The 23371-nt window shown below is 56.9% G+C and carries 20 protein-coding genes and 2 pseudogenes; 10 read left to right on the forward strand and 12 right to left on the reverse strand.

Annotated elements, in window-relative coordinates; translation table 11 throughout:
* Window positions 1-18: 18 nt before the first annotated feature.
* Window positions 19-645 (forward strand): MlaC/ttg2D family ABC transporter substrate-binding protein, encoded by a 627-nt coding sequence (locus tag EMQ_RS10965; RefSeq protein ID WP_010667906.1) that lies wholly within the window; start codon window positions 19-21, stop codon window positions 643-645.
* 343 nt (window positions 646-988) lie between these two features.
* Window positions 989-2500, forward strand: a complete 1512-nt coding sequence (locus EMQ_RS10970; RefSeq protein WP_010667907.1) for a complex I subunit 4 family protein — start codon at window positions 989-991, stop codon at window positions 2498-2500.
* Window positions 2501-2662: 162 nt separating this feature from the next.
* Here EMQ_RS10970 and EMQ_RS17185 read toward each other — a convergent pair.
* The 7 genes and pseudogenes from EMQ_RS17185 to EMQ_RS11005 form a co-directional block, all read right to left on the reverse strand.
* Window positions 2663-3139: pseudogene (locus EMQ_RS17185) on the reverse strand (integrase core domain-containing protein); the annotation flags it as partial.
* 50 nt (window positions 3140-3189) lie between these two features.
* Window positions 3190-3389 (reverse strand): annotated as a pseudogene (locus EMQ_RS17190) (IS5/IS1182 family transposase); the annotation flags it as partial.
* A gap of 49 nt (window positions 3390-3438) precedes the next feature.
* Window positions 3439-4002, reverse strand: coding sequence for a NifU family protein (locus EMQ_RS10985; protein ID WP_010666358.1), 564 nt, complete (start codon window positions 4000-4002; stop codon window positions 3439-3441).
* A gap of 283 nt (window positions 4003-4285) precedes the next feature.
* The gene (locus EMQ_RS10990) at window positions 4286-5488 is read right to left on the reverse strand and encodes an O-antigen ligase family protein (protein WP_018308002.1); all 1203 of its coding nucleotides are present in this window, start codon (window positions 5486-5488) and stop codon (window positions 4286-4288) included.
* Window positions 5485-6531: a glycosyltransferase family protein gene (locus EMQ_RS10995; RefSeq protein WP_010666360.1), complete on the reverse strand. Its 1047-nt coding sequence runs from the start codon at window positions 6529-6531 to the stop codon at window positions 5485-5487. Before EMQ_RS10995 ends, EMQ_RS10990 begins: the two co-directional genes overlap by 4 nt.
* 170 nt (window positions 6532-6701) lie before the next feature.
* Window positions 6702-8033, reverse strand: coding sequence for a hypothetical protein (locus tag EMQ_RS11000; RefSeq protein ID WP_010666361.1), 1332 nt, complete (start codon window positions 8031-8033; stop codon window positions 6702-6704).
* Between the two features lie 96 nt (window positions 8034-8129).
* Window positions 8130-8468, reverse strand: coding sequence for a hypothetical protein (locus tag EMQ_RS11005; protein WP_232092248.1), 339 nt, complete (start codon window positions 8466-8468; stop codon window positions 8130-8132).
* Between the two features lie 93 nt (window positions 8469-8561).
* Between EMQ_RS11005 and EMQ_RS11010 the strand changes: the two genes are divergently transcribed.
* From EMQ_RS11010 to EMQ_RS11020, 3 genes are all read left to right on the forward strand, one after another.
* Window positions 8562-10016 carry a sodium:solute symporter gene (locus EMQ_RS11010; RefSeq protein WP_010668834.1) on the forward strand — a complete coding sequence of 485 codons (1455 nt, stop codon included), beginning with the start codon at window positions 8562-8564 and terminating at the stop codon, window positions 10014-10016.
* An 80-nt stretch (window positions 10017-10096) separates the two neighbouring features.
* A complete protein-coding gene (locus tag EMQ_RS11015; RefSeq protein ID WP_010668833.1) occupies window positions 10097-10345 on the forward strand; it encodes a GNAT family N-acetyltransferase in 249 nt (82 codons plus the stop codon).
* Between the two features lie 122 nt (window positions 10346-10467).
* Entirely contained in the window at window positions 10468-11928 is a 1461-nt protein-coding gene (locus EMQ_RS11020; protein ID WP_018308001.1) for a mannitol dehydrogenase family protein, read from the forward strand.
* A 150-nt stretch (window positions 11929-12078) separates the two neighbouring features.
* Here the strand turns inward: EMQ_RS11020 and EMQ_RS11025 are convergent, their stop codons facing one another.
* The 5 genes from EMQ_RS11025 to EMQ_RS11045 all read right to left on the reverse strand — a co-directional run bounded on the left by EMQ_RS11025 (window position 12079) and on the right by EMQ_RS11045 (window position 15833).
* On the reverse strand, window positions 12079-12987 hold the full coding sequence (locus EMQ_RS11025) for an NAD-dependent epimerase/dehydratase family protein (RefSeq protein ID WP_010667870.1): 909 nt from the start codon (window positions 12985-12987) through the stop codon (window positions 12079-12081).
* A gap of 21 nt (window positions 12988-13008) precedes the next feature.
* Window positions 13009-13398, reverse strand: coding sequence for a cupin domain-containing protein (locus tag EMQ_RS11030; RefSeq protein WP_010667869.1), 390 nt, complete (start codon window positions 13396-13398; stop codon window positions 13009-13011).
* Window positions 13399-13433: 35 nt separating this feature from the next.
* The gene (locus tag EMQ_RS11035; protein ID WP_010667868.1) at window positions 13434-13976 is read right to left on the reverse strand and encodes an RrF2 family transcriptional regulator; all 543 of its coding nucleotides are present in this window, start codon (window positions 13974-13976) and stop codon (window positions 13434-13436) included.
* A 150-nt stretch (window positions 13977-14126) separates the two neighbouring features.
* Window positions 14127-15236: an N-acetylglucosamine-6-phosphate deacetylase gene (nagA, locus tag EMQ_RS11040; RefSeq protein ID WP_010667867.1), complete on the reverse strand. Its 1110-nt coding sequence runs from the start codon at window positions 15234-15236 to the stop codon at window positions 14127-14129.
* A gap of 162 nt (window positions 15237-15398) precedes the next feature.
* Window positions 15399-15833: a hypothetical protein gene (locus EMQ_RS11045; RefSeq protein ID WP_010666579.1), complete on the reverse strand. Its 435-nt coding sequence runs from the start codon at window positions 15831-15833 to the stop codon at window positions 15399-15401.
* Window positions 15834-15986: 153 nt separating this feature from the next.
* Here EMQ_RS11045 and guaA point away from each other — a divergent pair, with 153 nt between their 5' ends.
* The 5 genes from guaA (at window position 15987) to EMQ_RS11070 (ending at window position 23273) form a co-directional block, all read left to right on the forward strand.
* Entirely contained in the window at window positions 15987-17588 is a 1602-nt protein-coding gene (gene guaA / locus EMQ_RS11050) for a glutamine-hydrolyzing GMP synthase (RefSeq protein WP_010666580.1), read from the forward strand.
* Window positions 17589-17661: 73 nt separating this feature from the next.
* Window positions 17662-17916 (forward strand): HigA family addiction module antitoxin, encoded by a 255-nt coding sequence (locus tag EMQ_RS11055; protein ID WP_048874269.1) that lies wholly within the window; start codon window positions 17662-17664, stop codon window positions 17914-17916.
* Window positions 17917-18241: 325 nt separating this feature from the next.
* Window positions 18242-20179, forward strand: a complete 1938-nt coding sequence (locus tag EMQ_RS11060) for a site-specific DNA-methyltransferase (RefSeq protein ID WP_018307998.1) — start codon at window positions 18242-18244, stop codon at window positions 20177-20179.
* A 109-nt stretch (window positions 20180-20288) separates the two neighbouring features.
* On the forward strand, window positions 20289-20597 hold the full coding sequence (locus EMQ_RS11065) for a hypothetical protein (RefSeq protein ID WP_010667166.1): 309 nt from the start codon (window positions 20289-20291) through the stop codon (window positions 20595-20597).
* Window positions 20598-20651: 54 nt separating this feature from the next.
* A complete protein-coding gene (locus EMQ_RS11070; RefSeq protein WP_010667165.1) occupies window positions 20652-23273 on the forward strand; it encodes a type III restriction-modification system endonuclease in 2622 nt (873 codons plus the stop codon).
* Window positions 23274-23371: the final 98 nt, after the last annotated feature.

Consider the following 23371-nt stretch of genomic DNA (forward strand, 5'->3'; position numbering starts at 1 on the left):
ACCAGGGGCAGAGTTACCATGCAGATCAGTTTTACCCGTCGCTTCCTGCTCGGAACGCTTGTCGCAGCCGGTCTGGCATCAGGTGTTGCGCGCCCGGCTTCGGCTGAGCAATCGGCCACAGCTTTTGTTCACAGCCTCGGCGACCGTCTGGTTACTATCGTGAACAGTGACCTGTCGGGACCGCAGAAGAAGGAAAAGGTTCTTCCCATTCTGCAGAGCGACGTGGATGTCGATGCGATCGGCCGCTTCTGCCTTGGACGGTACTGGCGTACGGCGACCCCGGAGCAGCAGACCGAGTATCTGAATCTGTTCCGGCAGATCATGCTCAACAAGATTATCGACAACCTGGGTGACTATCGCGGCGTCAGCTTCACGATGGGAGGCACTGTACCCAAGGGTGAGGATCAGTCCGTTAACACAGTCCTGCACCGTCCGCATCAGGCGGATGCCAATCTTGAGTGGGTCGTCAGCAACAGCAGCGGCTCACCCAAGATTATCGATCTTCTTATCGAAGCCGCAAGCCTTCGCCTGACGCAGCGTCAGGATTATGCTTCCTTCATCCAGCAGCATGGCGGTCAGGTTTCCGCCATCCTAAATGCGCTGAAGATTCAGGTCGAGCGTCATAAAGCGCCCAAGGCCGACTGATCCGCTTTCACAATGCGGTGACGCAATGAGACGGCATCCTGTTCAGGGATGCCGTTTTTCTATGTCTGATTCTTCAGTCTCTTTCCGGGCCGGCGTTGTTTTCGGAACATGGAGCGACATCTGTAAAATGGGCTGAATCGGCGGAATTGTGCCCGTGACTCCGGATGCCACATCCAGATATCGGCTGATTGACCCCATCCAACACTGACGCAGCAGCAAAGGATCAGGCAGCAAGAAGAACAGGCGTCTATAGAGACGTCCTACTCGACTCATGACTGGTCGCAGGAAGTTCGGGGCGCTAAGGTTCCCGCAGAATTATCGTACCGAACCCTGTGAGTACGCCGTGCACCCGATCCTTCTTACCCTTGTCACCTATCTCCCGCTTCTGGGCGGTCTGGCCATTCTGCTCGCCAAGGGCGCGCCGGAAACGGCGGATCGGACTGGTCGCTGGATCGCATTGTGGACGAGCCTCGCCGTGCTCGCGCTGTCGGTTGTCATGTGGACCGGTTTCGATCCACAGATTCCCGGCGCACAGTATGAGACCCAACTGGCATGGATGCCGAATTTCGGCATTTCGTACCACACAGGTGTCGATGGCGTCAGTCTGGTCTTCGTTCTGCTGACGGCCTTTCTCACGCCGCTCTCGATCGGAGCCGGGTGGCGCAGCGTGCAGGGACGGGCCTGTGACTTCATGGCCGCCGTCATGTTCCTTGAAACAGCGCTGATGGGCCTGTTCTCGGCGCTCGATCTGGTCGTGTTCTACATGTTCTATGAGGCGACCCTGATCCCGGCCAGCCTGATGATTGGTGTATGGGGCGGACCGAAGCGCATTTGGGCGTCGCTTCAGTTCTTCCTGTTCACGTTCGGCGGTTCACTGTTCATGCTCGTAGCACTTGTGGCAATGTGGAACATGGCGGGCACGACGGATATCCCGGCGCTGATGCAGGGGCACTTCTCGCTCTCCGTGCAGTGCTGGCTGCTGATGGCCTTCGTCATCGCCTTCGGTGTGAAGCTGCCGCTGTTCCCGCTGCATGCGTGGCTGCCGGATGCCTACACGGAAGCTCCCACACCGACGACGGCGCTGCTTTCCGGCGTTCTCTCCAAAACGGGTGCCTACGGTCTGCTGCGCTTTGGCGTGCTGATGTTTCCTGATGCGGTGCATCAGTTCGCACCATGGATCCTGCCGCTCGGCGTGATCGCCATCATCTATGCCGCCTTCATCGCCTTCGCCCAGAAGGACATGAAGAAGGTCATCGCCTATTCCTCCTTCTCCCATATGGGAATGATTGCGGTCGGTCTGTTCACCCTCAACGCCGAGGGTGTGGATGGCGCGATTTACCAGATGCTGTCGCATGGCGTGGTCATTGCAGCGCTATTTTTCTGTGTCGCCGCCATCGCATGGCGTGCCGAAACCCGCGACATTTCCGCTCTTGGTGGTGTGGCGTTCCGCATGCCTGCTCTGGCTTCACTGGCCATGCTGTTCACGATGGCCAATGTTGGCCTGCCGGGAACGGGCTCCTTCGTGGGTGAACTGCTGGTCCTGATGGGTGCGATCCATGTCTCCTTCTGGCTGGCGCTTCTGGCTGGCACGACGATGATCATGGGTGCGGTCTATATGCTGGCGCTCTACCGGGATGTGATCTTCGGGTCCGTGAAGGGCACCGTCAGTCTGCTGCGTGACCTGACGCCCGCCGAGATGATGGTGCTCGTGCCGCTGGCAGTGGTCACTCTGTGGATGGGTGTTCACCCGGCTTCCTTCACCAGCCTGTTTGACCCCGTGATCGTGCATGCTCTCGGCGCTCCCAATCAGGAAGCTCTGGCGCACACGGCACACCAGCTGGTTGCCGCCCGGTAAAGCAACGACACATCGTCCGTTTTTGATTGAGACGCTGAACGTCTCCGGGGAAAACAGACTTCTGCCTATCATGACCCCTTGCGGCTTCTGGATTGTTTCGTCCCGGAAGCTGTGAGGGGTTCTTTTTTGTGGGTGTATCTAGTTCTGACGACATGGCCTGCAGACGTATTCATAGGGTGTGAGGCCCCTGAGGGGCTTTGAGCCTTTGCCCGAAATTATAGGCGGCCATGAAAATCATTGAGGTGCGTCCCCAACGGGTCATGACTGTACGTAATGGAAGCGTTTGGCAGTTGCTTCCCTGATCGTGCGGTTCATCTGCTCGATCAGGCCATTGGTCCGGGGGATTGGGTTTTGTCAGGTGATGCTTGATCCCGCAGGCCTTGCAGGTCATGTTGAAACGCATGGAGCGTGGCCATGCCTCCCCGCTTACGGGGCTGTTGGGCGAACGGGATGCCTTTGTCGGTCAGGCGGTCTGTATCCGGCAGGGCACGACACGCATAAGAACTCTCAGGCCGTCCTTCTGTTGACGTTGTCCGTGAGCTGCGTCACCGTAAATTTGCCTGTCCGGTTTATGACAACGAAAAGGTAAAGCTTTCCTTCGGCTGTCTGGACTTCGGCAATATCAATATGGAAAGATCCTGCGGGATAACGCCTGATCCGGTTGCTGTCGTATCCCCTGTCTCACCGGAAAGGTCAGCCAGCATAACATCGGCCCCTCTGAAGCCACTGACCTGACCGGCTGCCAGATGAAGCCGGTCAGGGCGTCCCTCGCCATTACATACGGCATGGAGTTTTGAATTCAGGCCGCCCTTTGTGCGTCCGATATGGCGAGGAAAAGCTCTTTTTCAAGCAGGGAGGCTGCTGTCCGGTGTGCTTTGAGATGTGTCGCGACGGTTCAATAAATTAACGGGTCCTGAATCTAATCCTGTTGGAATATTTCAGTCGACAACCTGTTCCACGGAAACGATTTCCGGAACGTAATGCCGGAGCATGTTCTCGACGCCGTGCTTGAGCGTTGCACCTGAAGACGGACAGCCTGAGCAGGCGCCCTGCATGCTCAGACGGACAATGCCTTCCCGGTATCCGCGGAAAACAATGTCGCCGCCATCACTGGCAACGGCCGGACGTACGCGGGTCTCAAGAAGCTCCTTGATCTGCTGGACGATTTCTTCATCGCCCGGCATGACGGGATCTTCAACTGAGGCAGCACCGACCTCGACAGTCGGACGACCGGAGACAAAGTGGTCCACCAGAGCGGAAAGCACCAGCGGCTTGAGCTCGGCCCAATCTTCGGAGTCCGCCTTGGTCACGGAGACAAAGTCCGATCCCATGAATACCCGCGAGACGCCCGGCAATTCAAAGAGAGCTTCAGCCAACAAAGACCGCCCCGCGACTGCGTCCGCATCGATGAAGTCAATGGTGCCGGCCTCGCCGGTCACGTCACGGCCGGGAAGGAATTTCAGCGTGTTGGGGTTGGGTGTACCCTCGGTTTCGATAAACATGACAAACTCTCCTTCAGGCGCATCACCGGCGCTGATTCTGCCAGTCAAAGCGTCCCGGCCATAAAAGAGGACTTCTTGAGTCCTGTATCTCTTTCAGGAGATGAGCCAGCCGCTCCGGAAACGCAAGCCCTCCCCGGTAATATCAGCTCCCTGTTGTACGGAAAGCGAGAACGCCTCCTCCTAAGTCAAGGTTCTGAGCGACATCAGCCCTCAAGAGCAGTTCAGCCGTTATAATCATATAGGCCCCTGTCAGAACCGTCTGAACAGAAGGACATAAAGACATTCATCCCGCCGATGCTTTCGACCGCGGGGCGATCTGTGCGGCGAAGATCGTGGCCAGCCAGAACATGTACCACATGGGTGCTGGTCCTTTCACAACCTGCGCGAAATCCGTCATCGAACTGACCAGTGTGTGAATCAGGATGGCGATGCTCAACGGGCGGGAAGCCTTGTCAAAAGATGAAAACAGGCTCCTACATACGGTGCCCAGATAGAACAGAAGAGCGAAACCCCCGACAGTGCCGGCATACAGCCAGGTGGAAAGAATCAGATTGTGGGGAAACGGCTCACCCGGCGTGTTGAATTTCGCGGCAGGACCGTGTCCGACTACGGGCATCTGGCAAATATCATTCCACGCAAGAGACCACAGCATGAAACGATGGGAGTCTCCGCGACCGATCTGCTCCTGCACAAGATGGAAAACGCCGACATCCGCACGCAACCCGATCGCTGTGATGACCGCAAGGACGGGCAGGGCGGTCAGGATGGTTTTTGGGTATTTCATGCCGGCCAGAACCGGCACAGCCAGAAGAATGCCGATCAACGGCCCCCGGCTGCCCGTCAGAAGGACAAAAACCAGTGCGGCCAGCGTTGCCGCCCAGTCACGCCAGTGATGCCGGGAAAAAGCGCGGGACAGGGCCATCAGCAGGACACCGCCCATGATGACAGCACCCAGAATCGGATGCCGTGTCAGTCCCCATCCCTGCATTCTCAGAATGTCGCCTTCCCAGGGAAGAGGCTGAAACCCGAGGCGCAGGGGCAGGGCGATTGCGATATTGATCATGCCCGCCCCGATCATCAGTGTGATGAGACGCTCCCGGTAATCAGCCTGTTTTGTGAAGGCGTCCGTCAGGATAAAGACGAAAATGGATGTGCAGATGATATTCCACATCCAGAAAGCGGCCGGACCTATCTGTGAGGGAGTGGCCACATTCAGCACTATGCTGAAACAGAAAGCGACCATGACGCCGCCTGCAGCAAGAAGCGGAGCCGGACAGGATTTCAGGTGAAGATCAAAGTCTTTTTTACAGACTGCGTAAATGAAAAGCGGAATGATCCCGATGTAGAAAACATCCGACCAGACGGGCTCGTTGGGCAGAATGAAGCCCGAGCCAATAAAGAAAAGCATCAGCTCATGCAGGAGCGTCCGACGGTCCGTGCGCCACAGCTGTGCCAGAAGACGGGGAGAAGCGAGCACGGTCTTCACCAGGGCATCGCTTCCGGCGCGCACTCATCCATGATCACATCGATCATGAACTGGGCGACTGCCTGCTCATTGAAACGCTCGGCATAGCGGGCGCGACCGGCTGTGCCTGCCCGCATGCGCAATTCAGGTTCGGCGGAAAGACGGGCAAGTTTTTCAATCAGTTCGTCAAGATCGGAAAAGAACAGCATTTCCTCGTCTGAGAAGTAATCCGTGTAACCTGTCGCCCGTTCAATCGCCACGACACACCCGTTTCCCGCCAGATGCGCGATACGGTCAGACGTATAGAGGTAATAATCAGCGCGTCTGGAAATATTCAGTCCTATGGCGCTGGTTTCCAGAACCTGCTGATATCGTGCGCCTGAAAAATGGGGTCGTCCCTCAATTCCACCCAGCGCCATGCGGAGAGACGGCAGGCGTGCGCCGATCAATCCAATAAAATCATCCATATTCCACTCCCGACCGCAGATCTCACGGAGGGGACGGGACGGATGGCCGCAGGCATAAAACAGGTCATGGGGCAGGGAGCGAACCAGATCCGCACGTCCGCTTTCAACGGAAAAATCGACCGGATTGGGGAGAAAGCTCATGGCATGACCACCGTCACGCATCCGTTCGAGCGGTTCGCCCGCTGTTGAAATGAAGGTTTTATCGACCACTCCGAGCTTGCCACGGATGCGTCGCACATTGTCCGGCTCAAACAGTGGGTCCACGTTCCACTGTGCAATCCGTACACCCGGCACGATATCGCGCACAGCAGCGACCGTTTCGGCGTCGATCATGTCGGCATGACCCATCAGCAGGATATCGGGGCGATGCTGACGGCAGAAGGCTAAGAGCGCCTTGTTGACCGCACGTCGTCCGAACTTGCGACTGCCGAAGAGTGACGCGGCTCTTGCGACATCCCGGTCGGCAAAATTGAGCACAAGATGACCCTGTCTGATGAGGCCGTTGGACAGTTTGATCTGGACGGAATGTTTCGGCCCCACCCGCAGGCCGGTCATAAATGGACCGACATGGACAATGGTAAGCGAAGACTTGCGCATGCCTTGAAATACTGCCTTGTCTGTCGGGATCTTTCGACCCGTAATAACGTACAGATTATGGCAGGCTTTTGGCAGACGCCATACAGCCGGGCAGATCTTTTGCCTTGGGATGGTTTGCAACCATGAATGTCATGACAGGGCAACAGCCCTGCCCGTGCAGAATGCTCCGGCTAAAGCATGACCCAGGAAAATGTCTCATAACTCAGACATTCCTGAACCCATCCGGATACGAAGTCCTCCACGATCGAAAGAAAGGTTCCGTCTTCGGCGCGAATACAGCCGCGTTTGCCCTGTTTCATCACCGACAGGTTCCCCGGCATTGTTCCCAGAGAAATCCACCCTTCCTGTTTTGAAAGAAAAAAGCTTTTTCCAAAATAGGAAACCGTCGGATAGACGGCACCATCATATTCAGTGGAACTGACAGGCACCGCATCGCCTTCCATCCAGACGATGTTCGAACTGGTGAACTGCCGGCGTTTGAGTGAGTATCCAAGCGTCCGGCCGCGGTGATCCAGAAAGACGGAGCGGCCTTCAATAAACGGATCATCTTTCAGGGCGTACAGAAGAAAATCCACAGTCGCGTGATAACAGATCATCGCCCTGAGTAGGGTCCGCGCCTGATGGGTGTATCCCCGATTATTCAGAATGGCGGCCAGTCTGTAAAAGACCGTTTCATCGTTGAGAATATCGCCGACTTTTTTCACTTCCGAAAAACGCCTGCTGGCAAGGAGCTGCCAGGTCAGAAGTGGGTGTCTTTCAAAGCCCGCCCGAATACGGTTGTACACATTGACGGCGTTCTGACGGCGGAAAGCGCGCGTCTGCCGCGCCAGCGCTGCCTGACGCTCCCGTGGCGGGAGGCTGGATCTGACCGTCTCGACCAGCGCCATCAGGTTTTTGCTGCCCTTGAGGCTCTCATAGACAATATGACCGGCACTCGGGACATTGATGAGACCGACCACAACATCTGAACGACCCAGCGTATAGCCGAGAATGGTTTCAGCCGCATGCCGGTCATCCCTGTGATGTCGGTCATAGAGGATAAAGATATCGCCGCTGATATCTTCTTTCTTGATCCCCATGCCACGCATGGCGGGCGTACACAGCGCAGCCCATTCCGGGATGACATTCGCCTCCCTGTCATCAATGGAGAGCTGCGGCGCAAGAGCTATCGTGACGTCGGTCCTGAGCACCATGGAGTATTTTATGGCGGCATAAGCTCCGGCAGACAGACCGATCGCGATCGTTTTCCTGTATCCTGCGGAGTAGCGCCAGATGACCTCCAGCGCCTTGAGCATGTTGGGAGAATAATACCAGTTGCGCTGTTTTGTCGTAATGCCGATGCATGAAACATCGTATTTCTGGAAAACAGGCTTGCCGAAGTAAAGAGTGTAGGCGCTTTCCTCGTGACCGATGCCGATAAACGTAATGACAAGGAAATCCGGGTTTCCCTTGTGAAAATGAACAACAATATCATCACTGTCGAAAATAATCTGGTCGGTCATTCACGCACCTGGAAACAGTAGCCCCATTCCTCCAGTATAGATAAAATTATAATATAGATAAAAATATAAAAAATATAACTTTAAGAAAAAACCGGATCAGTGTCTGTTCCTGTGGATATTTCTCGTTTTCGGCAGATGTGGGGGAGGGATCTGCACCACGGGCGGCTGTTCAAGAACCGGCGGGGGGAGCGGCACGTTCGGAATCACCATGCGCCAGGGCAGAATCCTGATGGAAATATGCTTCTCGACCGGCGGCACCATGATCTTTCCGGGGCGCGTCATGTAGAACAGACCCGCAGCGTAAATAACCAGCAGACACAGCAATACCCCGACTTTCCCGCCCCGTTGTCGGGGGCGTTGCGGCATGCCGGGGACAGGGACGGACAGGAGGGCGCGCTTCATCCTTTCAGCCGCTAGCCCATCAATCCTCTCCATGCAATCAGTTTGCTTTCGTTTCGATCCCGCTTCACAGTGCCCTGACAGCCATTCAGAGACAGCCGTGCCCTTTCAGCCTACTTCAGTCTTCCCATGACCAGCCTGCTCGACCCGGTCGTCATCATCCTCTGGCTTGTCGCTCTCACCGCCGGATCGCTCGCCCTGTCCGGAGCCCTGCCGTGGGGGCGGAAGAAAGCCCGCTCGCCGGAAGATCTGCTGGACGCGCACCGAAGCCTGCCCGCATGGGCCATCTGTCTGTCCATCGTCGCCACCGAAACCTCGACGCTGACGGTCATCAGCGTGCCCGGCATCGCCTACACGCAGGGAATGGTGTTTGTGGGGCTGGGCGGGGGCTATCTGCTGGGCCGCATCGTCGTCGCCCGCACTCTGCTGCCGCTCTACATGCGCGGCGACCTTGCCAGCGCTTACCAGTATCTGGCCCTGCGTTTTGGGCGACGGATGCAGCGACTCGCTGCCGTCACGTTTCTTGTTACGCGCCTGCTGGCGGAGGCAGTGCGGCTGTTTGCCTCCACACTGCCCATCTGCGCCCTGCTTGCCGCTCGTGGCATGTCGTTGTCGCCACTCTCGGTTCTGCTCGGCCTGACCGGGCTGACCGCGCTTTATACTGCGATCGGAGGGCTACGGGCTGTCGTATGGTCCGATGCGGCGCAGTTTCTGCTCTACAGTTTCGGGGCGGCACTCTGCGCCTTCCTGCTCTGGCAGCATCTCACGCCGGAGCAGACGGCTCTTCTCCCCGGCTCCGGTCATCTCCTGCCTTTCGCGTTTCATGCGCCTGTTTTGACAAGCCCGTATGCACCGCTGACCGCGCTTGTTGGCGGGGCGGTCCTTGCCATGGCCTCACACGGAACGGACCAGCTGATGGTGCAGCGCGCACTCGCCGCCCGTTCGCTGCGTGACGCGCAACGGGCCATGATCGGCAGCGCCTTTGTAGTGACGATCCTGTTCGCCCTGCTGTCTCTGGTTGGCATATTCCTGTGGGCACGCAACGGTGGGCTGCCGCTCGCGGCGCTGGGGTTCACCTCTCCGGACGAACTCTTCCCCCGCTTCATCGTCAATGACCTGCCCGCCGGTCTGTCCGGTCTGCTGGTCGCGGCGATCATCAGCGCCACGATGGGATCCCTGTCTTCGGCGCTGAACGCCATGACCGGCTCGACCTTCGCCGATCTGATCGGAACGGCACGTCCCACCAACCGCGCCGTGACATGGAGCGTCACCGGTTTCTGGGCGCTGGCGCTTATCGCCACGGCCTGCGCGTTTTCCGCCTCGGCCCAGTCGGTGCTGCTGTTCGGTTTCCAGATCGCGGGCTATTCCTACGGCGCGCTTCTCGGAGCATTTCTGCTCGGGCTTCTGTTCCGTCGGGTGACGGAAAACGGCGCGATGATCGCCTTTCTCGTCACGATCCTTGTGATGGCGCTGCTCATCGGCTTTGTGCATCCGGGAGGGCATGCCATCGCCTTTCCGTGGCTGGTGCCGTTTGGTGTGGGGATCACTCTGCTGGTCGGCGTGCCTCTCGGACGAAAGGGATAATCCCGACTGACCGACCTGAACCCGGATGGGTGTCAGGTGTTTAGAATGTCAGGGCAAAAGAGGCAGGACAGGAGGGACGCATGCAGATTCATGACAACCAGAATGCTCATCGTCTTGAGGTCGAGATTGACGGTCACAAGGCATGGCTCGACTACGCGCTGGAGGGGAAAAACCTGATCATCCGGCATACCGATGTGCCCGATGAAGTCGGTGGTCGCGGTGTCGGCTCGGCGCTGGTGCGGCATGCGCGTGATATGGCCCGAGAAGCAGGGCTGAATGTTGTGTCACACTGCTCATTTGCAACCACATGGCTTCAGAAATATCCTTAAAAGAATTGCTTCTTTGTTGTTAGGCATCGATCGGTCCTTATGTCCTTTTTGAAATCCTTCTGCTTTTCCTGTAAGAATCAAGGGGAGAAAAGCATTTCAATAGCGATGAAAAGGAAACTGATATGATTACAGAAAAGATTCTGAACGATCTTCCCAAGGCGGTTAAGGGACCTTCCTATAATCGCGACCGTATAAAGAACGGCATCCTGCATTTCGGTGTCGGAAACTTCTTTCGTGCCCATGAGGCTTTCTATGTCGATCAGATCCTTGAGCACGCGCCGGAATGGGGCATCATCGGCGTCGGTCTGACGCACAGCGAGCGTTCAAAGAAGAAAGCCGATGAATTCATCAAGCAGGATTGTCTTTACTCCCTGACGGAAACCGCACCATCCGGCGAACGGTCCGTGCGGGTCATCGGCTGTCTGCGCGATTATCTTCTGGCTCCGGCAGACCCGGAAGCCGTGCTGAAACATCTTGCCGATCCCGCCATTCGGATCGTCTCGATGACGATCACCGAAGGCGGTTACAACATTGATGAAAAAACCGGTGAATTCGATCTTTCAGACGCCGATGTGCAGGCCGACCTGAAGACGCCAGAAAAGCCTTCCACTGTGTTCGGCTATGTCGTGGAAGGTCTGCGTCGCCGTCGGGAAGCCGGTCTTCCCGCCTTCACCGTCATGTCCTGCGACAATCTGCGTCACAACGGCAATGTCGCCCGTAAGGCGTTTCTTGGCTATGCCCACGCACGCGATGCCGATCTTGCCAAGTGGATCGAGGACAACGCCACGTTCCCCAACAGCATGGTGGACCGCATCACCCCCACGGTCACGCCTGATATCCATGACAAGCTGAACACGGAAAGCGGTCTGGATGATGATCTTCCCGTTATGGCCGAAGATTTTCATCAGTGGGTTATGGAAGACCGGTTTGCGAACGGACGGCCACCACTGGAAAAGGCTGGCGTGCAGTTTGTCGAGGACGTGACGCCTTACGAGCAGGTGAAAATCCGCATGCTCAACGCCTCGCACATTATGCTGTGCTTCCCCGGTATTCTCGTGGGCTATGAGTATGTCGCGCAGGCCGTAGGAGATGCTGATCTACGCGGCAATGTCGAGGCTTTCCTGAACGAGGATGTCATTCCCACGCTCAAGGCGCCGGAAGGTCTGAGCCTTGAAGAGTATCGTGACAGTGTGTTGCACCGCTTTTCCAATGCGGCGATGGGCGATCAGACGCTTCGGATTGCGGGGGATGGCTGCTCGAAGATTCAGGTCTTCTGGACAGACACTGTTAGAAAGGCGCTTGAAGGCAAGCGTGACATTGCCCGCATTGCGTTCGGCATGGCGGCCTATCTCGAAATGCTGCGTGGCGTGAACGAGAAAGGCGACCACTACACACCCAACGAACCGACGTTCAAGGACGCCCAGTGGAAGCTCGCAAAGTCTGACGACTTCACCACGGCGTTGGAACTGCCCGCTTTCGATGCATGGCGGGATCTGGATACCGCAGCTCTTGATCAGAAAGTGGTCGAAATCCGCAAGATCATTCGGGAAAAAGGGGTGAAGGCGGCGTTGCCTGCACGGTGATGGCGGGGGCTTTGCCCCCTACCCCACAAGCGGCGCGCCCCTTTGATCCCGATGTGTCGGGGTTTGCCTGCGTAGAGGCTGGATGAGACGCAAGAGGCTTATTCCATGAGTGGATATCAAACTCTTCATCTGAAGAGAACATGCCTCGATTTAACTGTTCAGCCACGGAAGTCGCTGCGGATTGAAACCTAGCGTATTCAGGGCTTTCCGGTTGCACGCGCCTGTCAGACTGTTCTGGTAATAGATGCTTTCCTTGCCCATGAGGTGTAGGGCCTCCTGTTCGTCCAGAGTGGACGGAACATCTGCCCCGATCCAGTCTGCATAGGCCGGCAGCCATTCGGACATCTTCGTCGGTTGACTATCAACAACGTTATAGATTCCCGCTTCTGCTGTCAGAGCTGCCACAGTTGCCTGAGCTGCATCGTCTACATGAATGAAGGAAAATACGCTGCTGCCTGCGCCGATCAGGGAAACTTCACCCTGTTCAAGATGACGGCTGAAAGCACCATCCGGCCAGTACCATGTGCCGGGGCCGTAGAAGAACCCGTAACGGAGCCCAACACCTTCCATCGTCTCAGCACTCACAAGTCGCTTTTCCAGCGCTGCATACATGCGGGCGCTTTCGCCGATCGTGCCCGGAGCATTGATCCTTAGAGGTGAAGCCTCTGTCGCCAGATCCTCGCCGCCGTCCAGATAAAACCCGGACAACTGCTGGAGATAGCGCTGTACTCCCGAGTGCCGGGCAGCGTCGAACAGATGACCGCCTCCCTCCAGACGCAACCTGCAGTCGGAAGCGATACGTGTGGGAAGATCGAAAGGGCTGGCAGGAAGGGAGGTCAGCTGGTCGATAACCACATCAGGATGGACTTGCTCCATAAGTGTGAAAATACCAGCCCGATCAAGCGCGTCGGCTTTCATGGGACATGCGCCGAGCCTTTTGATCGCTTCAAGGCTGTCAGGGCGATGGGCCAGTCCCCAGACTTCATGTCCGGCATCCAGCAGGCGCGTGATCAATGGTCGCCCCAGTGCGCCGCTGGCGCCAGCAACAAGAACTTTCATGATGCTTCGATATCCTTCAGTTCAATTTGCGGGAGACACAAAAGGCGCCGTCTTGTTCTTGACGAAAAACGCAAGAAAGCGGGCGGGCTCCGTCTGGCTGGCATTGCGTCCGACAAGATGGATATCGTCCGGTCCCTCGAAGAAGGTCTGTCCTTCTTTCAGCGTAACGGGCACCCCGCCTTTGACCTGCATGATGACGCTTCCTTTCAGCACATACACAAATACCGAGGCATTGTGCTTGTGGATCGGATCGGAATCGCCCGGCCCGTAGTCAACTGTCAGCATGGCACCCTCTTTGCCGGGAATGCCTTGCAGATCATGCGCTGTCAGAGGCGTGACTCTGGTCGCCGCATGAAGGGAATGGGTCGAGAAGCCTGCTGCTATGACACCCAGAGCAATAAACTTACGCATATCCGATGCTCCTGTTGCGGAAAGCTGGTGGTGATTCACGGTTGACCGGATTTTCTCCGTTGCCTGACTTTGCTGGTCCGACGGGTCTGGACACGTTCGTCGAACCATGACCGAGCCTCTCCGAAGAACGGAGGAGGGGCCTTGTTTCGAACTGATCTGGCCAGATCGGCCAGCGATGTCTCCGCCAGTTCCCGACGCATGGCCTGCTCCGCCCGCAGCATGACGCCGTGAATTCCGCAGACACCCTGCGTCGCCCATTCGGGTGGTCGTTGATCAAAAAGAACGCAGCGCCCACGGATCTCCTGACAGTTGAAAAGGCTCTTTTTGCCTTCAACCGTATCCACAACGGCCAGTACGCTTATTTCCTCGGCTGGCCGGGCGAGTCTGTAACCGCCCTTCAGGCCTTCAGATGCGGCGAGAAACCCTGCCTTCTCCAGTCTGGGAAGCAACTTGGCGACAAACGCCGCCGGGATGTCCTGCAGCTCTGCGAGATCAAGACTGCTGGCAGGTTCAGGATTGTCGACCAGCCATAGCAGGCTGTGGAGGACGTATTCGGTGCTTGCGCCATAAAGTGACATACGCGGACAATATTAGTCTGCGTTATGATTCGCAAGTCTTCATCGCGGGAGCGCTGTCGACGCAGCGATAGGGGGATAAGTGTTTGAAGGGCTCCTCTTGAGAAAAAAGCTTCTAAAGCCGGTCTTCTGTTTCCACGGATTGAAAACGCCTCAAACCACTCTCTCCCCACCCACAAACACCTCCGTCACATCAAACCCCTCATCCATCACCACTAGATCGGCCCGCAGTCCCAGTGCGATGCGTCCGCGATCATGCAGGCCGAGATAGGCGGCGGGGCTGGTCGAAGTAAGGCGGCTTGCGGCGGGAAGCGACACGCCTCCCACCGTCACAGCGTTACGCAACGCGACATCAAGCGTCAGCACGCTGCCGGCAAGCGTGCCGTCGGGAAGCCGCACAGCGCCGTCGCGGATGACAACATCCTGCCCACCAAGCTGGCTCGGCCCTTCCGCCTGTCCGGCTCCGCGCATCGCGTCGGTCACGAACAGCAGCCGCTCGCCCATGACACGGGACGCTAGACGGAACGTGGCCGGGTGGACGTGGTGGGTGTCGAAGATCATCTCGGCATATCCGGCGTCGCTGCACATCAGCGCAGTGGCAGGGCCAGGATTGCGGCTCTGGATCGGGGCCATGGCGTTGAACAGATGGGTCGCGCCGATGGTGCCTCCGGCGGCGCAGACACGACAGATCGCCTGTTCCGTTGCTTCATAACCGGCGACGGTATGACCGAGGCTGACGCGCACACCGGCTTGTGCAAAACGACGCATGGCGGTGTCGGCGTGGTCGAGTTCCGGCGCGAGCGTGACAACGCGCACAATGCCGGTCTCCAGCGCTTCCTCCACGCGGTCGGGCGCCGGCGGAATGGCGAACGGGGGCTGTGCGCCCAGCTTGTGCGGGCTGACGAACGGCCCTTCCAGATGCGCGCCGTGGATGACCGGACCGTTTCCCGGTGGCGCGTTTCGGGCCTCCGCAACAGCCCGCAGCGCGTCCATCACCTCTGGCCAGGGACTGGTGATGGTGGTGGGCAGGATGGTCGTGGTGCCGTGCGTCAGATGGAAGCGCGACAGACGGTGAATGGCTGCGACTCCATCCATGGTGTCGGCCCCGTCGCCGCCGTGAACGTGTCCATCGATAAAGCCCGGCAGGATGAAGCGCCGCCCCGCATCGGGACGCGGCGTGACCGACTGGATGCCGGTTTCGTCGAAAACCACCTCACCGGAAACAACGCGATCAGGAAGAACGATCTGGCCGGTCAGTTTCATGGTGGATGGTCTTTCAGTTGCCGGAAGGAACCTTTGGGATATGGCGCAGACTTCCAGCCGGCAACCGGAAGTCAATCAACATGAAAAAGTTTTTGGTGAAGCTTTTTCCAAAAAGCTTCAAAGCCCATCGCCTTTTTAAAAAAAGGCGGCACCCAAAAACTTTTACTGATCCCCCATGAAGTTCTTCCACGCACTCCCCTGCGGACGCGTCAGCACGACATGAGCCCGGCAGTTCGGCGTGCCGTAGACGCCAACAATGGTGTCGCCGTCAGGGTGTCCTTCGAACACCATCGGCAGGGGACGGTCTTTCATGTCCTTGAGCAGGAGCTGGGCATGAAAGCGCTTGTGATCCTTGTCCGGCACACCGCGCAGCACCAGCGTGCCGGTGCCGGGCGCAAAGAACAGCCTTTCAGACCGGACCTGCAATACGGATTGCGCCTTGTCAGGGCAGGAGCCCTTGTCGGTTACCAGCGTCCCGATCCAGTCGCCGAGCGGATCATCCTGTGCGGAGGCAAGGGCGGGCGAAGTCGCACCACCGAACAGCAGTCCCCCGACCAGCAGATGGGCGCGAAGCGTGTGTGAAACGGAAAAGCGCATGAACGAGACCTCTGGCTGATACGGGTTGCAGATGTCATCCTAACCCAAATATGCGGGAAACGGGTGACGTCGGCGCACGCTCGTCCTATACCGCGCCAAAAGCATGCTGCAATGTAGCACGTCACCCCGCTGCCGTGCCTTAAGGAGCCCTTCATGTCCGCCAAAGATCAGGACGCCGCCACACCCGCCCTCGACGCCTCCCTGCACGCCGATCGGATCCTGATCCTTGATTTCGGCTCACAGGTGACGCAGCTCATCGCCCGCCGCGTGCGCGAAAGCGGTGTTTACTGCGAAATCTGGCCGTTTACGGCGAGCGAGGAGCGCATCCGCAAGTTTGCTCCGCGTGGCATCATCCTGTCGGGTGGCCCGGCCAGCGTGCATGACGAGGGTGCACCGACCATCCCGGACGTGGTGTTCGCGCTGAACGTGCCGGTGCTCGGCATCTGCTACGGCCAGCAGGCCATGTGCAACCAGCTTGGCGGCAAGGTCGAAGGTTCGGACCACCGCGAGTTCGGTCGCGCCTTTGTTGACATCACCGAGGACTGCGCCCTGTTCCGTGGCGCATGGGCGCGTGGTGGCCGCGAGCAAGTCTGGATGAGCCACGGTGACCGCGTGACGAAGCTGCCACCGGGCTTCCGCGCCGTGGCGACGTCCGAGGGCGCGCCGTTTGCCGTAATCGCCGATGAAGGCCGTCGTATGTATGGCGTGCAGTTCCACCCGGAAGTGGTTCACACGCCGCACGGCGCAGCACTGCTGAAGAACTTCACGCACAACGTCGCGGGCTGCACCGGCACATGGACGATGGCGCGTTTCCGCGATGTCGAGATCGAGAAGATCCGTCAGCAGGTAGGCGACAAGCGGGTGATCTGCGGCCTGTCCGGTGGCGTGGATTCCTCTGTCGCCGCCGTGCTGATCCATCAGGCGATCGGCGACCAGCTCACCTGCATCTTCGTCGATCACGGCATGCTCCGTGCGGGTGAAGCCGAGGAAGTGGTCAAGACGTTCCGTGGTCAGTTCAACATCAAGCTGATTCATCGCGACGCATCCGACATGTTCCTCAAGGCGCTGGAAGGCGTCACGGACCCGGAGATCAAGCGCAAGACCATCGGACGTCTGTTTATCGAGGTGTTCGAGGAAGAGGCCGCCAAGATCGGTGGCGCGGACTTCCTTGCGCAGGGCACGCTCTATCCGGATGTGATCGAGAGCGTCAGCTTCACGGGCGGTCCGTCCGTCACCATCAAGTCGCACCACAATGTTGGTGGTCTGCCCGAGCGCATGAACATGAAGCTCGTCGAGCCGCTGCGTGAGCTGTTCAAGGACGAGGTCCGCGATCTTGGCCGCGAACTTGATATTCCGGAAAGTATCGTTGGTCGTCACCCGTTCCCCGGACCGGGTCTGGCCATCCGTATCCCGAGCGACAGCATCACCCGCGAGAAGCTGGACCTGCTGCGCAAGGCGGATTCCATCTATCTGGAAGAGATCCGCAACGCAGGTCTTTATGACGCCATCTGGCAGGCCTTCGCCGTGTTGCTCCCGGTCCGCACCGTCGGCGTGATGGGCGATGGGCGCACTTACGATCAGGCTGTGGCGTTGCGTGCCGTCACCAGCACGGACGGCATGACGGCGGATGTGTATCCGTTCGACATGGGCTTCCTGAACCGCGTGGCGAGCCGCATCGTCAACGAGGTGCGTGGCATTAACCGCGTGACATATGACATCACGTCCAAGCCGCCGGGCACGATTGAGTGGGAGTGATCCCGCGTCTGGCATAGGGTGGTATCAGCCGACATGAAAGTACCTTCAAGCCCGCAGAGATGCGGGCTTTTTTGTGAGGATGAAGGTGATAGAGCCTCTGGGGCATTCGGTTACGGCGGCTGCCAATGCACCGGGCGTGACACGTGCGGACCTGTCAGCGCTTTTAAATGGACGCGCAGACCTGTCACCGGACATGGCGATCCGCCTCGAGAAAGCTTTTGGCGTCTCGATCGAAACTCTCATGCAGGTGCAGAACAGCTTCGATATTTCCGCGGCGCGCAAACGAGCCGGAGACATCAAGGTCGTTCGCTGCAGGGGCGTAGAATGAGGCTTTTACGGAATAGGGGCCATGAGCGTGTGATTGACCCGTGGCATAACTGGCTTCGACAGATTGTCCACGAAAAACCGATGATTTCTCAAAAATACGTACCCTCCTGCTCGTTGTCAGTGGATCACAGCACGGCAAGAAACCTCGGTGACTTTGTGACACATCGGGCACACGATGAGGGACCGTTCAGGACACCAACCTGGCATGCCAGCTTACCGAAAACATCTTGTGGAAAACAAAAACCTTTTTTCATAACCAGAGGAAATATGAAACGGATACTTCCTCCGGTCGCTGGATATGTAAAGTTGAAGGGTGGAGCCAGTTGATGAGTGAGGGTCTCAACAAGATGAAAAAAATCAGGAAGGGTAATGCACTCACGCAGAGCAGGAATCTGATCGAAGAGAACATCGTCCGTCTGATGGAGATTTTTCCAGACCTGCTCGTGGAAGATGGTGATGGCGGCTATGCTGTTGATGTCGAGCGTCTCAAGCAACTCGTTGGTGATGCGACACTCTCGTCTGCTGACGAAAAATACGGGCTATCCTGGCACGGAAAGCGCCGGGCCCGACAGATTGCGTTGACTCCCTCGACCGGAACGCTTTTGCCGTGTCCCGATGAGAGCGTCGATTGGCAAGACACGCGCAATCTTCTGATCGAAGGCGATAACCTCGAAGTCCTCAAGCTTTTGCAGAAGAGCTATAATCGTAAAATCAAAGCTATATACATAGATCCGCCTTACAACACGGGACGGAACCTGATCTATCCGAATGATTATCAGGATGGTGTCCGGACCTATCTGGAAGTGACGGGTCAGGTTGACGGCGTCAACAAACTTCAAAGCAATCCGGAGTCAGGCGGGCGATTTCATACCAACTGGCTTTCCATGATCTATCCGCGCCTGCAACTGGCACGGAATCTGCTGGCTCCGGATGGCGTCCTCATCGTGACCATTGACGATAATGAGGTCAGCCAGCTTGGCGTTATCCTGCGGGAAGTTTTTGAAGAAGGGAATTTCGATCACGTCTGTGTTCCTGTCATTCACAATCCGCGAGGAGTGCAGGGCAAGAATTTCTCTTACGTTCATGAATATGCCTATTTTGTTTATCCTGCGGGAACCAAGGCGATCTGTGATCGCAGGATTGATGACGCGGACGTTGACTGGTCTCACTTCCGGAACTGGGGCTCCGAGTCAGAGCGGACCGACGCGAAGAACTGTTTTTATCCTGTCATGGTCAAGGATGATGTCATCGTTGGTTTCGGGGATGTGTGCCCGGATGATTTCCATCCAAAACAAACCGAGGTGATCGACGGTATTTCCTACGTTTATCCCATCGACAAGGCTGGAGTGGAACGTAAATGGCGCTATGCCCGTCAGTCGGTCGAGACTATTGCGTCAATGCTTCGCGCCAGAAAAACAAAATATGGATATGAAATCGAGCTTGGCAAAACCTTTGGCCTCTATCGGACCCTCTGGAATGACAAGCGCTACGACGCGAATGAATACGGGACTGGTCTGGTCGGTGATCTGGTACCGGACTCCCCATTCACTTTCCCGAAAAGCATGTGGGCTGTCTACGACAGTCTGCTGGCAGCGACAGGAAATGACCCGAACGCTGTGATTCTGGACTTTTTCGCGGGGAGTGGCACCACTGGCCAGGCCGTGATGGAATTAAACAAGGAGACAGGTGGAAATCGCCGGTTCATCCTCGTTCAATTGCCGGAACCTGTTGATGGAAACAAAAAGTTTCCGACGATCTTTGAAGTCACAAAGGCGCGCGTCAAGGCGGCAGGAGAACAGATCAAGGCCGGATCTCCGATGTTCAAAGGCGATGTGGGTTTTCGTGTTTTCAAGCTTGCCTCCTCCAATATTCGTGCGTGGGAGCCTGAACCGAACGATCTCGAGGGTACTTTGCTCGCCAATACCGAACATCTTGTGCCGGGCCGCACTGATCTGGACGTGCTCTATGAGCTGCTGCTCAAGCTGGGTCTCGATCTGTGCGTTCCCATTGAGAAGAAGAATATTGCCGGAAAGACCGTCTATTTCATCGGCGGGGGGACGTTGATCGTCTGCCTTGCTGACGGCCTCACCAGAGACACTGTTGAAGCCGTTGCTACCGGCATTGTTGCATGGAAGAAAAAGCTGGCTCCCACTGATGCTACCCGTATTGTATTCAAGGATTCCGGTTTCGCTGATGACGTAGCCAAGACCAACATGGCGGCAATTCTCAATCAGAGCGGTATTCGCGATGTGAGGAGCCTGTAATGAACGCGGAGAGTTTCACCGTTTTTGTCTGCAGCTCCAGTGTGGCCGCAACGCGCCTACGCATGCAGTGTCTATCCGTGTGCGTTCTGCCCATCACGGAAGCGCAGGCATGAAACTGCATTTCGAGCCGGATCTCGATTACCAGCATGACGCTATCGAAGCTGTCTGTGACCTGTTTCGCGGACAGGAGATCAATCGCACTGCGTTTACCGTCACCCGGCAAACCGCGGATAACGTGCAACAGGAACTGGGCCTCGTTGAAAATGCGATGGGCATCGGCAACCGCCTGACCCTGCGGGACGACGAGATCCTTGCCAATCTCAACGAGATTCAGCTTCGCAACGGGCTGCCGCCTGCCACCAGCCTTGCGTCCAGTGATTTCACTGTCGAGATGGAGACGGGCACCGGCAAAACCTAAGTCTATCTGCGCACGATCTTTGAACTGAACAAACGCTTCGGCTTTACCAAATTCGTGATTGTGGTGCCGTCTATCGCCATCAAGGAAGGCGTCTATAAAACCCTTCAGATTACCGAAGAACATTTTAAAGGCCTCTATTCCGGACAGTCCTTCGATTATTTTCTCTACGATTCATCAAGGCTGGGTCAGGTAAGCACCTTCGCCAACAGTCCGACCATTCAGATCATGGTCGTGACCGTCGGAGCAATCAACAAGAAGGATGTGAACAACCTCTACAAGGACAGCGAGAAAACCGGTGGTGAAACACCCATTGATCTGATCCGCGCCACGCGCCCCGTCATCATCGTGGATGAACCGCAAACCGTGGACGGTGGCCTGAAAGGACAGGGCAAGCAGGCGCTGGAGGCCATGAATCCACTCTGCACGCTGCGATATTCAGCCACCCATGTGGATAAACACCACATGGTGTACCGTCTGGATGCGGTGGATGCCTATGAGCGCAAGCTAGTCAAACAGATCGAGGTTGCCTCGCTCGAAGTCGAGGGCGGCCACAACAAGGCCTATCTCCGTTTTCTCTCTGCCAGCACTGTGCGCGGTGCTGTGACCACCAGGGTCGAAATCGATGTAAAGCAGAAGAATGGGAAAGTTCGCCGCCAGCAGGTCACCATACAGGACGGAGACGATCTGGAGGACAAGACGGGCCGCGCTATCTACAAGGATTGCCGCATTGGAGAAATCCGCGTGGCTGGTGGCGACAGCCTTCTGGAAGTGAAAACCCCCGGCTTTCAAACCGTTCTCTCCGTTGGGCAGGCGATCGGTGACGTGGACGCCGATGATATCAGTCGGCTGATGATCCGCCGCACCATCATCGAACATCTTGAAAAGGAGCGCCGTCTTGCTCCGCTGGGCATTAAGGTGCTCAGCCTGTTCTTTATCGATGCAGTGGAATACTACCGTTTTTACGACGAGAACGGAAACGCTGTGAAAGGCAAATATGCGACGATCTTCGAGGACGAATATCGCCGCGCCGCTAGGCGTCCAGAGTTCGCCAGTCTGTTCAGGGAAGTTGATCTCTCCACTGATGCGGAGGATGTCCATGATGGCTATTTCTCCATCGACAAGAACAGGCGCTGGACCGACACGGCCGAGAACAATCAGGCCAACCGTGACAGTGCCGAACGCGCCTACAGCCTCATCATGAAGGATAAGGAGAAGCTGCTCAGCTTTGATACGAATCTCAAATTCATCTTCTCCCACTCCGCGTTGAAAGAAGGCTGGGATAACCCCAATGTTTTCCAGATTTGTGCGTTGCGAGAAATCGGGACCGAACGCGAGCGCCGCCAGACCATCGGTCGCGGTCTGCGTCTGTGTGTCAATCAGCAGGGCGAAAGGCTACGCGGGTCCGAGGTCAATATTCTTACCGTTATCGCCACGGAGAATTATGAAGCTTTCGCTGAAAATCTTCAGAAGGAAATCGAGGCGGAGACCGGCATCCGTTTCGGCATTGTCGAAAAGCACCAGTTCGCGGCCATTCCCATCCGGCAGGAGGACGGCAGCCTCGTCAGGTTGGGATTTGAGGAATCCGCAGCGATCTACGCCTATCTCAAGAACGCTGGCTTTATCGATTCCAGAGGCAAGGTACAGGACAAGCTGCGTAACGCGCTGAAAGACGGGACACTGACGCTCCCTGACACGCACGCCGCCTATCTTGACCAGGTCAGGGAAGTCCTACGCAAGATCGCTGGCAGGCTCGACATCAGGAACGCCGGTGATCGCAGTCCGGTAACTGTGCGCAAGAGAATCCTGCACAGCGCCGAGTTTCAGGCACTATGGGATCGTATCAAATACCGAACGACCTATCGCGTTCACTTTGACAACGCAAAACTGATTGAGGATTGCATCAGAGCCATTGCCAGCGCTCCGCCGCTCATCAAGGCAAAGGCGGTCGTTCGCAAGGCCGACATTGCGATCGGTCAGGGCGGCGTGACTGCCACTGAAACGTCGATTTCCGGCCCCTCGGCCATTGAGGAGGGAGATATTGTTCTCCCTGATCTGCTGACCGATTTGCAGGATCGCACACAACTGACGCGCCGAAGCCTTGTCAGTATCCTGACCGGATGTGGCAGACTTGGTGATTTCAGGAGAAATCCCCAGACCTTTATTGAAATGGTGGCGGAAATCATCAATCGTAACAAGCGTCTCACGCTTGTGGACGGGATCAGATACCAGCGGATCGGAGACGATTATTTCTACGCGCAGGAACTGTTCGAGACGGAGACGCTGACCGGCTACCTTAAAAACATGCTTCGGGACGCACAGAAATCCGTGTTTGAGCATGTCATCTACGATTCCAGCGGCATTGAGCGAAGCTTCGTTGAACAGCTCGAAAAGAATGAGGCTGTGAAGGTTTACGCCAAACTGCCCGGCTGGTTCAAAGTCCCTACGCCGCTCGGCCCATACACTCCCGATTGGGCGGTGCTGGTACAGTCGGATGGCGCGGAACATCTCTATTTTGTTGTCGAGACAAAAGGCAGTCTGTTCGCCGACGATCTGCGCGATAAGGAAGCCGCTAAAATTACCTGTGGAGCGGCACATTTCAAGGCGCTCGCAACTGACACGAACCCGGCCCGCTATGTTCAGGCAACGGAATTTGATGATGTACTGAAGCACGTTTAGATCATGCCGGAAGGAAGAATCCTCTCGGTGAAAACGTGATGTTCATCATGAGATCGGGAGAGTGTTTCTGTGTTCCAGCTCTTCCATGACTTGAAAGA

The organism is Acetobacter aceti NBRC 14818 (assembly GCF_000193495.2).
GTDB lineage: Bacteria > Pseudomonadota > Alphaproteobacteria > Acetobacterales > Acetobacteraceae > Acetobacter > Acetobacter aceti.

Excerpts from the sequence above, each read along its gene's own strand:
- EMQ_RS10965 (WP_010667906.1), top strand. The coding sequence starts at position 19 with ATGCAGATCAGTTTTACCCGTCGCTTCCTGCTCGGAACGCTTGTCGCA.
- EMQ_RS10985 (WP_010666358.1), bottom strand. The coding sequence starts at position 4,002 with ATGTTTATCGAAACCGAGGGTACACCCAACCCCAACACGCTGAAATTC.
- EMQ_RS10995 (WP_010666360.1), bottom strand. The coding sequence starts at position 6,531 with ATGCGCAAGTCTTCGCTTACCATTGTCCATGTCGGTCCATTTATGACC.
- EMQ_RS11000 (WP_010666361.1), bottom strand. The coding sequence starts at position 8,033 with ATGACCGACCAGATTATTTTCGACAGTGATGATATTGTTGTTCATTTT.
- EMQ_RS11005 (WP_232092248.1), bottom strand. The coding sequence starts at position 8,468 with ATGGAGAGGATTGATGGGCTAGCGGCTGAAAGGATGAAGCGCGCCCTC.
- EMQ_RS11010 (WP_010668834.1), top strand. The coding sequence starts at position 8,562 with ATGACCAGCCTGCTCGACCCGGTCGTCATCATCCTCTGGCTTGTCGCT.
- EMQ_RS11015 (WP_010668833.1), top strand. The coding sequence starts at position 10,097 with ATGCAGATTCATGACAACCAGAATGCTCATCGTCTTGAGGTCGAGATT.
- EMQ_RS11020 (WP_018308001.1), top strand. The coding sequence starts at position 10,468 with ATGATTACAGAAAAGATTCTGAACGATCTTCCCAAGGCGGTTAAGGGA.
- EMQ_RS11025 (WP_010667870.1), bottom strand. The coding sequence starts at position 12,987 with ATGAAAGTTCTTGTTGCTGGCGCCAGCGGCGCACTGGGGCGACCATTG.
- EMQ_RS11030 (WP_010667869.1), bottom strand. The coding sequence starts at position 13,398 with ATGCGTAAGTTTATTGCTCTGGGTGTCATAGCAGCAGGCTTCTCGACC.
- EMQ_RS11035 (WP_010667868.1), bottom strand. The coding sequence starts at position 13,976 with ATGTCACTTTATGGCGCAAGCACCGAATACGTCCTCCACAGCCTGCTA.
- nagA (WP_010667867.1), bottom strand. The coding sequence starts at position 15,236 with ATGAAACTGACCGGCCAGATCGTTCTTCCTGATCGCGTTGTTTCCGGT.
- EMQ_RS11045 (WP_010666579.1), bottom strand. The coding sequence starts at position 15,833 with ATGCGCTTTTCCGTTTCACACACGCTTCGCGCCCATCTGCTGGTCGGG.
- guaA (WP_010666580.1), top strand. The coding sequence starts at position 15,987 with ATGTCCGCCAAAGATCAGGACGCCGCCACACCCGCCCTCGACGCCTCC.
- EMQ_RS11060 (WP_018307998.1), top strand. The coding sequence starts at position 18,242 with ATGAGTGAGGGTCTCAACAAGATGAAAAAAATCAGGAAGGGTAATGCA.
- EMQ_RS11065 (WP_010667166.1), top strand. The coding sequence starts at position 20,289 with ATGAAACTGCATTTCGAGCCGGATCTCGATTACCAGCATGACGCTATC.